At 60.5% G+C, this 13,294-nt stretch carries 11 protein-coding genes; 4 read left to right on the top strand and 7 right to left on the bottom strand.

Translation table 11 applies throughout. The annotated features are described in order from the left end of the window. From U9R81_RS16615 to U9R81_RS16605, 3 genes are all read left to right on the top strand, one after another. On the top strand, positions 1-1,670 hold a 1,670-nt coding region (locus U9R81_RS16615), incomplete at its 5' end, for a tetratricopeptide repeat protein (RefSeq protein ID WP_322496543.1). 9 nt (positions 1,671-1,679) lie between these two features. Then, the gene (locus U9R81_RS16610; protein WP_322496542.1) at positions 1,680-2,336 is read left to right on the top strand and encodes a nucleoside monophosphate kinase; all 657 of its coding nucleotides are present in this window, start codon (positions 1,680-1,682) and stop codon (positions 2,334-2,336) included. A gap of 80 nt (positions 2,337-2,416) precedes the next feature. Then, complete coding sequence (locus tag U9R81_RS16605; protein WP_322496541.1) at positions 2,417-3,175, top strand: 3-hydroxybutyrate dehydrogenase; 759 nt, start codon at positions 2,417-2,419, stop codon at positions 3,173-3,175. Positions 3,176-3,202: 27 nt separating this feature from the next. On the opposite strand, the gene U9R81_RS16600 is transcribed toward U9R81_RS16605, so the two are convergent. The 5 genes from U9R81_RS16600 to U9R81_RS16580 all read right to left on the bottom strand — a co-directional run bounded on the left by U9R81_RS16600 (position 3,203) and on the right by U9R81_RS16580 (position 10,316). Beyond that, entirely contained in the window at positions 3,203-4,135 is a 933-nt protein-coding gene (locus U9R81_RS16600) for a bifunctional riboflavin kinase/FAD synthetase (RefSeq protein WP_322496540.1), read from the bottom strand. Between the two features lie 18 nt (positions 4,136-4,153). After that, positions 4,154-7,072 carry a DNA mismatch repair protein MutS gene (mutS, locus tag U9R81_RS16595; protein WP_322496539.1) on the bottom strand — a complete coding sequence of 973 codons (2,919 nt, stop codon included), beginning with the start codon at positions 7,070-7,072 and terminating at the stop codon, positions 4,154-4,156. A 622-nt stretch (positions 7,073-7,694) separates the two neighbouring features. Beyond that, positions 7,695-8,726 (bottom strand): alpha-ketoacid dehydrogenase subunit beta, encoded by a 1,032-nt coding sequence (locus U9R81_RS16590; RefSeq protein ID WP_322496538.1) that lies wholly within the window; start codon positions 8,724-8,726, stop codon positions 7,695-7,697. Between the two features lie 20 nt (positions 8,727-8,746). Then, on the bottom strand, positions 8,747-9,712 hold the full coding sequence (locus tag U9R81_RS16585) for a thiamine pyrophosphate-dependent dehydrogenase E1 component subunit alpha (protein ID WP_322496537.1): 966 nt from the start codon (positions 9,710-9,712) through the stop codon (positions 8,747-8,749). Positions 9,713-9,884: 172 nt separating this feature from the next. Continuing rightward, the gene (locus U9R81_RS16580; protein ID WP_066791560.1) at positions 9,885-10,316 is read right to left on the bottom strand and encodes an Hsp20/alpha crystallin family protein; all 432 of its coding nucleotides are present in this window, start codon (positions 10,314-10,316) and stop codon (positions 9,885-9,887) included. 332 nt (positions 10,317-10,648) lie between these two features. Between U9R81_RS16580 and U9R81_RS16575 the strand changes: the two genes are divergently transcribed. Continuing rightward, the gene (locus U9R81_RS16575) at positions 10,649-10,870 is read left to right on the top strand and encodes a type II toxin-antitoxin system prevent-host-death family antitoxin (protein ID WP_322496536.1); all 222 of its coding nucleotides are present in this window, start codon (positions 10,649-10,651) and stop codon (positions 10,868-10,870) included. Between the two features lie 97 nt (positions 10,871-10,967). On the opposite strand, the gene U9R81_RS16570 is transcribed toward U9R81_RS16575, so the two are convergent. Together U9R81_RS16570 and U9R81_RS16565 are read right to left on the bottom strand one after the other, a co-directional pair. Continuing rightward, the gene (locus U9R81_RS16570; protein ID WP_322496535.1) at positions 10,968-11,879 is read right to left on the bottom strand and encodes an SPFH domain-containing protein; all 912 of its coding nucleotides are present in this window, start codon (positions 11,877-11,879) and stop codon (positions 10,968-10,970) included. Continuing rightward, the gene (locus tag U9R81_RS16565) at positions 11,876-12,865 is read right to left on the bottom strand and encodes an SPFH domain-containing protein (RefSeq protein ID WP_322496534.1); all 990 of its coding nucleotides are present in this window, start codon (positions 12,863-12,865) and stop codon (positions 11,876-11,878) included. Before U9R81_RS16565 ends, U9R81_RS16570 begins: the two co-directional genes overlap by 4 nt. Between the last annotated feature and the right edge of the window lie 429 nt (positions 12,866-13,294).

Raw genomic sequence — 13,294 nt, 5'->3', positions numbered from 1 at the left:
GCACACCGCCACCCGCCCCGCCGGCCTATGGCTCCCCAGCCACTCCGCCGCCGGCCTACGGCACACCGCCTACTCCCCCGCCAGTGTACGTGCAAGCGCCGGCAGCGCCAGTCGCGCAACCCTACAGCGCCGCGCCAACCGTTCCCGCCCCCAACCCGCTGAATGCGCCAACAGTACTGGCCCAAACCACCCGCAAAGGCGCACCGGTTGGGATCATCGCGGGAATCATTGTGGTGCTGCTGCTCATCGGCGGTGGTATCGCCGCCTTTGTCTTTTCTCGTCCTAGCGAACCAGAGGTCGTCAGTAAAGCCAATCAATTGATTGCCGATGGTGACACAGCGCTAGCCCGCCCCGGCGGCTTAGCCGATGCGATCAGCGCGTATCGCTCGGCCCTTGACGCCGATGCCAACAATCTGACCGCCCATGCCCGCCTAGCTGGCGCTTTGTTGGCACAGGGCAACTGGGAAGATGCGATTGCTGCCGCTGCGCCATTAGTGACCTCCTCTGACCGGCAAGCGCAGGCACTTGGGCATAGCATCAGCGGTTACGCTTTCTTCCAGCTCGGTGATGTGGTGACGGCGCGCAATTCAGGTGAAACAGCAATCGCCGTCAGCGACTCGATCGCACTTGGCTATGCGTTATACGCAGCAGCGCTAGCTTCTAATGCCGAAACCAGCCGCAACAATAGCCTCATGAACGACGCATTTACTGCGATCGGCAATGCGGAAGACCGGCTCGACGCCGCCGATCCGCTCAACCGCGCCTTTGCCCGAGCCCTGATCGGCTGGGCTTTCGGGCAAGATTTTCAGCTGCGTAACGACCCGAACGTGCTTGAGCAAGCGATTACCAACCTTGAAGCTGCAATTGACAGCTATCCAGCATTGGCCTTCTTTCACTACGAACTCGGCTCCATCTATCTGGCTGCTGACGATAACGCAACAGCACAGGCTGAATTCAAGACTGCGCTCGAGCTTGACCCCAACTTCAGCCCTGCCCAAGCCGGTCTTGGTTGGGTTGCCTATTTTGACGGCAACGCTAGCGAGGCACACCGAGCCTTCGATAAGGCCCTCCAGCTAAACCCCAACCAAAGCCTCGCCCTGCTCGGGCTGGGCCGGCTCGCCTTCGACGATGACCAGTGGGATGAAGCGATCGACTACTTCCAACAAGCAATTGACAGCAATCCCCATTCGGCGATCGCTTACGGCTATCTGGGTGAAGCCAAACTGTTCGCTGGCTTTAACAGCACTGATCAAGCCACCCAAGACACGTTGTATCAAGAGGCGGAAGAGGCGTATCGCGCTTCCATCGAACGCAAAGACTATTCGGTGCTAGGCTACAATGGGCTTGGTTGGATTTTGCAGTACCAAGAGCGGTACACTGAATCGATCGAGGCGTTTGAACGTGCCCGCCAAATCGACGATCAAAAAGAAGAGATTTTCAATGGTCTCGGCTGGAGCCTCTTGCTCAGCGATCGCTACGTCGAAGCAGAACCAATGTTTAAGCGAGCGGTTGAGCTTGATCCAACCTACGCCAGCGCCTATTTTGGGTTAGGCCGTTCGTACGAAGAGCAGGGCCGGCGCGCAGAGGCGTTAGCCGCATTCCAAGAGACCAAGCGCCTTAACCCGAACTATCGCGGCATTGATGAAGCGATTGCACGCGTATCGAATTAACGTATCAGAGTGACAGCACCAACGATTCTCTTGATCGGCCCGCCCGGTGCAGGCAAAACGACCATCGCCACCCAATTGGCACGCGAGACCGGGATGGCCATTATTGCCACCGGCCAGCAATTGCGTGCCGAGATTCGGGACCAAACTCCAATCGGACAACAGATTGGGGCGTTGATCGAACACGGGCAATTGACGCCTGACGCGCTGATAGCCGAGCTGATGCGCTCGTGGCTGCACGCAATCCCTCCGGCACAGCCATGCCTGCTCGATGGGTATCCGCGCAGCGTGGCCCAAGCGCAGATGCTCGAAACGCTGCTGGCCGAACAGGGCCGGCAAGTCAATGCCGTGATAGTGCTCGATCTCAGCGAAGCGACGATCATTCATCGCCTCAGTGGTCGCCGCGTCTGCCGCAGCCCCGATGGGCGCGATGTGACGTTGCATATCGACGATACCGAGACCGTCGCCCAATGCTTGGCCCGCGGCGGTGTCTTGCTGCAACGCGACGACGATCAACCCGACGTCATTCGCGCCCGCCTCCAGCTCTACGAGCAAGCGACCGCCCCCGTGCTCGACTTTTATGCGGCGCGCGGGTTGGCGCATCACGTCAATGCCGATCAGCCGCCGCCCGCGATCGTAGCGGCAATCCGCGCGGTCTTGCAGCTTTGAGCTTCCCCAACCCAGCGACGCAGCCTCACCGCGCTATGCTACAATAGCGGCAACGGGCGTGTGTAAGAGGAGGTTCAACGATGAACGGGCATGTGGCGCTGATTACCGGCGCAGCAAGCGGGATCGGCTTGGCCTGCGCAGAACGGTTTGCTGCCGATGGCTATCGGGTCGTGATCGTTGATTTGCCCAACCCGACTGGTGAGGCGATCGCCGAACGGCTCGGCGGTATCTTTGTGGGGGTCGATCTCGCGACGCAGGCTGGCTGCCGGCAAGCCGTCGATGCGGCACTCAATGCGTATGGCCGGGTAGATGCGCTGATCAACAACGCCGGCTTTCAGCACATTGATCCGATCGAAGAGTTCCCCGAAGATCGGTGGGAGACGATGATCGCGGTGATGTTAACCGCCCCCTTCCGGCTGACGAAGTATGTCTGGCCGAGCATGAAGACCAATGGGCGCGGGCGGATTGTGAATATCGGTTCGGTGCATAGCCTGCGCGCTTCGCCCTTCAAGAGCGCCTATATCTCGGCGAAGCATGGTTTGCTCGGTTTCACCCGCACCGCAGCGCTAGAGGGCGGCCCCTACGGGATTACCGTTAATCTGATCGCACCAGCGTATGTGCGCACGCCGCTAGTCGAAAAACAGATCGCCGATCAAGCGCGTACCCGCGGCATTCCCGAAGATCAGGTGATCGAGAAGGTGATGCTCGAACCGGCAGCGATTAAGCGTCTGATTGAGCCATCTGAAGTAGCCGGCTTGGCGGCGTTCCTCTGTTCCGATGCCGCCGGCGCCATCACTGGGTCGGTGTACGAAATCGCTTTGGGTTGGACGGCGCGGTAGGCGGGGCACGACGCCGCGGTGCTCCGCCTACCGCACGGGTACGCCTAACACGGCCCGAGCTTCGGCCACGTCGTGATGGATTTGGGCGACCAACTCGTCAATGCCGTTGAATTTGCGTTCGTTGCGCAGCCGCATCAGCAACTCAAGACGCAGCGGTTGATCGTAGAGGTCGCCCTCCCAATCGAGCAAATACGCTTCGACGATGCGCCGCGTGCCGTCGAAGGTCGGGCGGACGCCGATGTTGGTCACTGCCGGCACAACTGCACCGGTGGTGAGATAGGCCCGGCAGGCGTAGACACCGTTGGCCGGCAAGGCGACATCGGGACTGACTTGCACATTGGCGGTAGGGAAGCCGATTTGGCGTCCCCGCCCGTCGCCGCGGGTCACAATTCCGCGTAGCGCGAACGGGCGCCCCAGCAAAGCGCCTGCGCCAGCCACATTGCCGGCCAGCACCAGCTCGCGGATGCGCGACGAGCTGACTGGAATGCCGGCGACGGTATATTTGCTGAGCGCGCCAATCGCAAACCCCAACCCTCGCCCGATCTCCATCAAGCGCGGGATGTCACCCTCACGCCCGCGCCCCATGGCAAAATCTTCGCCTACCCAGATCTCGCGCACCGGCAGCGCAGCGCTAATCCGTGCCATATACTCGGCGGCTGCCATGCGGCGAATCTCTTCGGTAAAGGGGGCAACAATGAGCAGATCCGGTTCGAGCCGCCGGATCTGCTCGATCTTTTCATCGAGATCACTCAGCAGTTGCAACGGCTGGCCGGGTTGTAATACCGCACGCGGATGTGGTTCCCACGTCAGCACCGCACTGAGCATATCAAGCGTGCGCGCCCGTTCTACCGTGGTGCGAATCAGTTGTTGATGGCCGAGATGGACGCCATCGAAACGGCCAATGGTTAACACTGTCGCCCGGTTGGCCAAGCCGGGAGTAAGGTCGCGGGCGATCTGCACAGACTTCCTGCTCCGTTTCTATCCCTGATCGACCAGCCGCTGCAATTCGGCCAGCCGGTTTAACGCTTCTAGCGGGGTCAACTCTTCGATCCGCAGCCTCCGTATGTACTCTACCACCGGATGCGGCGCGAGATCAAAGAACGAGAGTTGCATACTCGGCACTGGCGGACGGGCCGGCGCTGCCGGCGCCGGCGGTTCCGTCACGCTATCCGGCTCTACATGGCTACGCACCGCCACCGGTTTAGCCGCCCACCCTTCCAGCTCAGCGAGCAATTCGTTCGCGCGCCGGATGACGCTCGCCGGAATGCCGGCCAGCTCGGCGACGTGAATGCCATACGAACGATCGGCGCCGCCGCGGCGCAGTTCATGCAGAAAGACCACCCGCCCATCGCGCTCGACCGCCGCCATGTGGTAGTTGCGGACACGCGCCAACTCACCTTCCAGCGCGGTCAGCTCGTGGTAGTGGGTGGCGAACAGCGTCCGGCAACCAAGCTGCGGGTCGTCGTGGATGTATTCCACCACGGCTCGCGCAATCGCCATGCCGTCGTAGGTGCTGGTGCCACGACCTACTTCATCGAGAATGATCAGCGAGTGGGGTGTGCTCTGCATCAGCAACGCTGCGGTTTCGGTCATCTCGACCATAAAGGTGCTTTGGCCGGTGGCAATGTCGTCTTGCGCGCCAATCCGGGTGAAGATGCGATCGACCAGTCCAATTTCGGCTTCATCAGCCGGCACAAACGAGCCGATCTGCGCCATGAGCGTGATCAAGGCCACTTGGCGTAAGAAGGTGCTCTTGCCGGCCATATTGGGGCCAGTGATGATCAGAATCTGCACATTGTCGCCGTCAAGCTCGATGTCATTGCCGATAAACGGCTCGCTGAGAGTACGTTCAACCACCGGATGGCGGCCTTGCTTGATGCGCAACACCCGATCGGTGCGTAGCGCCGGCTGCACATAGCGCCCGCGCACCGCTGTTTCAGCCAGCGCCGCCAGCGCATCGAGCCGCGCCACTGCCGCTGCCGTTGCCCGCAGCCGGTCGAGGTGCTGCTGAATCTCGTCACATAGGCGCTGGAAGATGTCGCGTTCGAGATCGACCAGTTTCAGGCGGGCATCGCTCAGCAGACTCTCGTAATATTTCAGTTCTTCGGTGACATATCGCTCGGCGTTGACCAGCGTCTGTTTGCGTTCGTAGTGCGCCGGGATGAGCTTAGGGTCAACCGCGCGCGAGATCTCGATATAGTAGCCGAAGACTTGGTTGTAGCTCACCTTGAGCGAGCGAATGCCGGTGCGTTCGCGTTCTTTGCTCTCCAAGCGGTCAATGAACTCTTGGGCATGGCGGCTAGCCTTGATCAACGCATCGAGCCGCTGGTCGAAGCCGGGCCGGATCACCCTGCGCGGACGCTCGCCACCCTCTTCGGCGGCGCGCAGATAGTTTGACGCGCCGAGCAGGGCCGGCGGGTCTTCATCCAGCGCCCGTTCGAGTAGATCGAGCACATCGCTGCACAGATCGAGCGCCGGCGCTGGTTCGCCGGCCATCTCCGGCGCGAGCAGATCGGGCAAGAGGTGCTCAACCGCTTGCGCCACAGCAGGCAGCTTGCGCAAGGAAGCCCGCAACTGCACCATATCGCGCGGCGTCGCCACCGCGATCCCTTGCGCAATCCGGTTCAGCGCCCGCTCCATATCAGGCAGTTCGGCCAACGCCGAACGCAACTCAAGGCGAGCCATCGTCTCGAACACCAGCCGGGCCACGGCATTCTGGCGCACCTGCAATGGTTCGAGCACAATCAAGGGCTGGGTGATCCAGCGCCGCAACAACCGCCCCCCCATCACGGTGCAAGTCCGGTCGAGCACGCCAATCAGCGACGCCTTATTCCCTTGCCGCCCGCTGCTTTCGAGCAGCTCAAGGTTGCGCCGCGTCTGCGGATCAAGCAACATGTAGGCGCCGGTATGATAGACGCGCAGATGGCGCAGTTGGCTGACACGCTGGCGTTGGGTCATCTGGGCATACTGGATCAACGCGCCGGCGGCGCGCGTCGCCAAGGGCCGGTTATCGAGGCCGCACACTGCCAGCGAAGCCACCGCCAACTGCTCGCGCAACGCCTCAGCCGCAGTTGCCAACTCCCAGCGCCACGCTGGCCACTCCGTCACTTCACCCTGCGTCCAACTCGCCGCACTGGCGCCGTCAAGCCGGCGCGCCACCCGTTCGTGGGGCAGCAGCGCCTCGCGCTCTTCCTTAGTCAGCGGAGCCAAATCTTGGCTGAGACGGGCTTGCACCGGGGTCAAATGCGGCAACCGCAACGCCTCATCGTCCGCCACCAACACTTCGGCGGGACGGAGACGGGCTAATTCGGCTTGCAACTGGATGAGCGCGCGAGCATCGGTAAACTCGGCGGCAGCAAACTCGCCGGTTGAGAGATCGGCATACGCCAACCCCACCTTGTCGGCCTCAACAATCACCGCAGCCAGATAGTTGTTGGTGCGGTCAGGCAACATCGCCGGATCGATCACCGTACCCGGCGTAATGATCCGTACAATTGCCCGCTGCACCATCTTGCCGCTGCTTTCGAGCGGGGTCAACCCGGCGGCGTAGACCGAACGGGGGCGGGTATCGTTACGCATCGCCTCGGTCTCACTCAACTGCTCGGCGATCGCCACCCGATAACCACGCGCCACCAACTCGCTGACATAGCGATCGACGGCGTGGTAGGGCATCCCCGCCATTGGCGCATAAAGCTTCTGCTGATCTTTGGGGGCGCGCTTATCGACCGCGTACTCTTTGCGCGTCAAGGTTACGTCAAGCAATTCCGCGATCAGCTTGGCATCGTCGTCGAAGGTTTCGTAGAAATCGCCGAAGCGGAAGAGCAGAATGGCATCAGCAGCCTCTTCTTTGAGTTTGCGATATTGGCGATACCACGCATGCAGTTCGATAGCGGCCATGGGTTTCTTATCGTATTGCGGAGCTTAGAGCGGCAATGCCTCCGCCTAGCGCGACGATCATAACCATCCGCGCTATGATAGCATATTCCGCCGGCATGCGAAGATGCGGGCGAGCCGATGTCATTGCGAGCCGCCGCGCCCCCTCCGTCATTGCGAGCCACGCGGAGGGGCAGAGCGCTGCGCTGCCCCCGCGCGGCGAAGCAATTCCCCGCGAGCACGGAACGCACCCGCTCAGCGTTCGTTCTCGCCACAGCGGGAGATTGCTGCGGGGGCTGCGCCCCCGCGCAATGACAACCGGCAAGCGGGCGCTGGTTTCCCCTCACCCCCATCCCTGCTCCTGCGCTAGCGCGGGAGCGGGGTGCTGCTGCGTTCCGCTGCCGCAATGTCGTTGCCGTCAATCCGGCGGCTCCCCTTCTCCCACCGCACGGTGGGAGAAGGGGCGGGGGGATGAGGGCGCCAGCCCGCGCAGCGGGCTTCGTACCCCTAGCCCAGCCCTTCAGGGCCGGGTTCCCTGCGCACCACTTGTCATTGCGAGCCACGCGGAGGGGCAGAGCGCTGCGCTGCCCCCGCGCGGCAATCTCCCGCGAGCACGGGAGTAATGCCTAGCCGCACACCCCAACCCCTAATACGCCAACAACTCACTGGCGGCGGCGAGAATTTTGGCGGCGTTGGGCCGGTAAGCGTCTTCGAGCGGCGGACTATAGGGCACCGGCGTGTCGGGTGCCGCCAACCGGGTGATCGGCCCATCGAGATACTCGAAGGCTTGCTCGGCAATGAGCGCGGCTACTTCAGCGCCGACGCCGCACGTGCGGTTGGCTTCATGCACGATCAGCACTTTGCCGGTCTTGCGCGCGGTGGCCACAATCGCCGCTTCATCGAGCGGTTTGAGCGTGCGCAGATCGATCACTTCAATGCTATGTCCCTCGCGTTCGAGTTCGTTCGCCGCGCTGAGCGCCTCGTGCACCATGGCGCCGTAGGCGATAATGCTCAACTCTTCGCCGCTGCGCCGCACCACCGCTCGTCCAATCGGCACCAACGCCTCACCCTCCGGCACCATCCCTTTCAGCGAGCGGTAGAGATATTTGGTCTCGTAATAGATGACCGGGTTGGGGTCGCGGATGGCGCTGAGCAGCAGGCCATAGGCGTCGGCAGGGGTGGCCGGCGCAACGACCTTGAGGCCGGGAGTATGGACAAACCATGCTTCGTTGGATTGGGAATGGAACGGGCCGGCGCGGAGACCGCCGCCGCCGGGGGCGCGGATGGTGATCGGCACCGGCTGCCGCCAGCGAAAATGGTTGGTGGCAGCGAATTGCACAATCGCATCGAAGCCGGTCGAGATAAAGTCAGCGAACTGCATCTCGACCACCGGCACAAAGCCCTCGAACGACATACCGATCGCGGCGTAGATCATCGCCAGCTCGGTCATCGGCGTATCGATCACCCGATCCTCGCCAAACTCCTCGATCAAGCCTTGCGTCACCTTAAACGCGCCGCCATAGACGCCGATATCTTCACCCATCACCAACACGCGCCGGTCGCGCTGCATCTCGTAGCGCAAAGCAGCCCGGATCGCTTCCAGATAGGTCAGCTCGCGCGTCCCCTGTTCGCCGGCCAGTACGGTGGTCGCTTTATGCAATCCTTGATCCCACGTCATGACTTCCTCCTGCCAGCGCATTAGGCATAGACGCCATCGGTCACGGTTGCCGGGTCAGGGTACGGCGACGCCTCGGCAAACGCCTGCGCTTCGTCGAGTTCGGCTTCGATCCGGGCCAACAACGCGGCCAGCTTGGCATCATCGAGCAAGCCGCGCGCGCGCAATTCAGCCTCGATGCGGGCAATCGGATCGCGCGCCTCCCACTCGGCCAGCAGCTCTTTAGGCACGTAGGCCATATTGTCGTGGATGGCATGGCCGCGCATGCGCATCGTCTTGCATTCAATCAAGGTTGGGCCGCCGCCGGATCGCGCCCGCTCGACCGCCTCTTTCGTGGCGTGGTACACCGCGGCGAAGTCGTTGCCGTCAACAATCACCCCCGGCATATTGTAGCCGGCAGCCCGTTGCGCGATATGCTCGATCGCCATCTGGCGGCTGAGAGGGGTGGAATAGGCATACTGATTATTTTCGCAGATAATGACCATCGGCAACTTAAACACACTCGCCCAATTCATCGCCTCGTGGGCCAGCCCCTGCGAAGCGCTGCCATCACCAAAAAAGCACATCGCCACCCGCGGCTCGCCTTTCAGCTTGATGCCATGGGCCACGCCGGCTATCACGCCGGTCGAGGCGGGCAAATGGCTAATAAAGCCGATAATCCCCAAGCTGAGATCACCCATGCCGTGCAAATTCGCGTCGCGCCCGCGGGTCACTCCTGTCTCGCGACCTAACCACTGGGCCACAATCCGGCGCGGGGTCAGGCCGCGCACCAGATACGCGCCAAGATCGCGGTGCATCGGCGCGACAATATCCCTAGGGCCAAGGCTGAGTGCCGCGGCCACACTGAGGGCTTCGTGGCCGATCTGCGAAAAGTAACCGCCGACAATTTTGCTCTGCTTGTGCAGGAAGGTGCCGCGATCATCAAGCGCGCGGGTCAGGCGCATCCAATAATGGGCTTGTTGCAGCAATTCATCATCAATCTCGTTCATGCCGTCTCCTTGCCAGTGAAGGCATCGCTCAGCCGGCATCCCTGCCATGATTCCGCCAACACGTGGGGTATAGAGGTATTGTACTCGATGAAGAACGGTGTGTGTGCAAAGAACGTAGGGACATTGCCAAGCAATGTCCCTACGTACCAACCGGTGATGCGTGGCGCGACGACTATTGAGCGACGTTCACCGCAATCTTGCGCGGCTTGATCTCTTCGGCCTTCGGTACCGTCACCGTCAGCACACCATTCTCAAGCCGGGCCTCAATCCGATCCGGATGGATCTGATTGGGCAGGCGGATGCTGCGGCTGAAGCGGCCATAGCGGCGCTCGGTGACGTGATATTGGCGATCCTTGCGATCGCTGCTCTGCGTAATCTCACCGCTGATCGTCAGCACATTGTTCTCGAAGGTGATGTTGAGTTGATCAGCGGTCATGCCGGGCACCGCCATCTCGACGTGATAGGCATCAGCAGTCTCGCTCAAGTCGAGCGCCGGCACCAAGCTGCCGTTGCGCGGCATCACACCAGTGAAGCCGGTGAAGAAGGTATCGTCAAGCAGTTGGGTCATCTCGCGGAAGGGATCCCAGCGGGTGATGTTCGTCATAGCCGTCCTCCTTGCATCATCGTGTTATTTCTTTTTAGTGGTCGTGCTCTCATTTCGAGCTTGGCTATACAATAGCAAGGTATTGTTAGAATGACGTTGGTAGAGTATTAAAGCAGTGTCTACATTGGCAGCAACGATTCGGAATGCCGAGTGGTTTCACCGGAAATTGACCAGCCGCCTTGGTCAATCATGGCAGCACAAACACACCTATGACCACTGTTTCTATGCATAATAATGAACAAAGACAGTATAAATCTGATCTATACAGCTTGTATCCAACGTGATACAATGCAATTACACTATCACCGGCACTAATCCAAAGGGGTGTAAACATGGCACGGTCAATTAATATCGATTTGCAGGGAGGCGTAGTACCGATCTCGCAGGCTGCGGCCAGCCTTGCAGCGCTCATTCGACGAGCCAAGGTGAGTGGGCAGCCAGTAGTGATCACCCAGAAAGGGTATCCATCGGCGGTATTGCTTAATATCGAGCTGTTTGAACAACTGCGGGCGATGGCAATGCAGGCCGAACAGGCCCTTGAGCAGAATGGGTGATGAATGGGACGAATACGCTGTTAGCAAAACAAGCATGGCGCGGGGGCATGGTATCGCCCCCGCGTCATGGTTTAGTAATGGCCGCGACGCAGCGACCCTACCGGCGCCCGTCTTGCGCAGCCATCAACGCTGGCATGATCCGGTTATCAGCTTGCGACGGCACCAGCGTCACCCGCGCCTTGCTTTCGGCTAGATTTTGCAGCTCGAGAATGGTAAACAGTGCATCACGCACTTCCGGATCAGTGCCGATGCGCGCCAGCGCCTGACCGAGGATTTGCGGACGCACCGCTTTGGCGCGGGCAAACTCGATCGCCGCTTGCCGTTCGGCAGTGCTCGTGATGATATTCACCCGGTTGGCGCCGTCTTGCAAGATCGCCGACGTCACTTGGCGCAGCCGGTTTACCACCTTGGCCTCGATCTGCCGGATCATATTGATGTCGCGGAAGTGAACTTTGCGGATGTAGACCGACCCCAGCCGGTAGCCCCACTCAGCCGCTTTCGGCGACACCTCGGCCCGCACCGCTTGGCTCATCGCGTGCCGGTTTTCCAGCATCTGCGCCAACGGCATATTGCTGAGCGTACGCACCACCGCATTGCTCACATTCGCCGCCAGCGAGCCTTGCGGATCGACGTTCTTGAACAGGTAGGCCACCGGATCAACCACCGCCATCTCGTACCAAACGCCGATCCCCATCGGCGCACCCTCTTCCGAATTGACTGGCTGGCTGCGCAGATAGCGCTGATCGAGCCGCATGTCGATCACGTACCGCCGGCCAAAGAAGCCGATCAGAAAAGCGTTGATCCCCAGATGGAACGGCAAAATCACCAGTCCCGGCTCGCGCAAGACGCCAACCACGCTGCCGAACAGGGTATAGACGTGGCAGGTGCCTTCGTGAACGATGGTGTAGAAGCCGAACAAGCGTAACAAGCCGAAGAAGGTCGGCGCGAGAATAAACGCAGCGACGAACGTAATCGACGCCACCACAATCGTGGAGAGCAAGAAGTTCATTGATCCACCTCCATAATCACTCGCTCGGCCTGTTGATACAGACCAAGCCGGACATTGCGCAAATAGGCTGGCAGTGCGTCAGAACCGCTCGCCTTCAAGGCCCGCAACTGCTCGGCTAACGCGAGCAATGGCTCCACTTCGGCTTGCGCTTTGAGCGTCTCGATCTCGACTGCGCGTTTCGACTGGACGATCTTTTGGTCGGCAGCGGCCTGCGCAAGGCTAATGTCTGACGACACTTGATTATGGGCGGTGTTAATCGCCGCCATCGCCGACTCGACCTCTGACGGCGCATCGATTTCGGTGATCAGCGAGGCATCGAGGATGATCCCATACCGCGCTGCCGACGACAAGCACTCGCGATCCATCAGCTCGTTGAGATCGCGCAAATTCTTGCGCAGATCGTTGATCGAGACGCCGGTCACTTCAGAGCTTTCGGACGGCATTGCATTCAACTGCCCGGTTTCGGTCGCCGGCGCGGCAAAGTTGGCGATCCGTTCGCGCAAGATCGAGATAAAATAGCCCATCACATGCACGACCGGATTTTTTACGCCAAACAAATAGGCGTAGAGATGCCGTTCCGACACGCGATAGCGGATCTGGCCCTTCAAGCCAACGTTGAGCTGGTCTTTCGTAACCGCTTCTAGCACCCTGCCGCCCTGATTCGCGGTTGGATCTTCCAAATCGAGCGCCATATTGATGGTTTGGGTCGCGATCGACACCTTATAGACCCGCTCCCACGGCCACTTAAAGTACGGGCCACCGGGAGGGATCACCCGCACTTGCGGATAGCGATAGCGCTCGCGCTCATCGGGCCGCATATACTCGAGAAACGGATCATCAACTGGCGGCCCCGGCAAGCGTTCGGCCCGGCCAAAGATGGTCTTGACGGCTCGTTCGTTCTGATCGACGGTGTAGAAACTCAACGCAATGTACCGAACGATGAACCACGCTAATAACCCCAGTGCAATCCCTACTGGAATGGTCATAGCCCCTCCTCACGCACATATCCGCCATAGAAACAAAGCGAGTTCACGGCACGATGACCGTGAACTCACGACGATTCACCGTATCCAACCAGCACTATTCTGAAGCGGCAGTAGTGTGACATAGCTTCTATCCTTTGTGTAACGACTTCAGTATAACATACGGGATACCGTTGAAAAGGTTGCGCTACATGTGCTATAATCGCGCCGACTCACAGATTGCGAGGCGTACCATTTGGGGCGTCACAACAGAAAGGCTATGCTCGCCCCCATAGCCCTTCTGAATGGATCCGATCGTCGTAGATCAGGAGAAGAAGACATGCGCAAGACTCTGCTGACGCTGGTAGCGCTCTTCACGCTACTCGTGCCGATGCTGGCGGCCTGTGGCCAGCCTGCGGCCCAGCCCACTGCGACGCCGGCGCCTGCGGCCCA

The sequence above is a fragment of the Chloroflexus sp. genome (genome assembly GCF_034435895.1).
Lineage (GTDB): Bacteria > Chloroflexota > Chloroflexia > Chloroflexales > Chloroflexaceae > Chloroflexus.
This window is presented reverse-complemented; position numbering and strand designations above follow the sequence as displayed.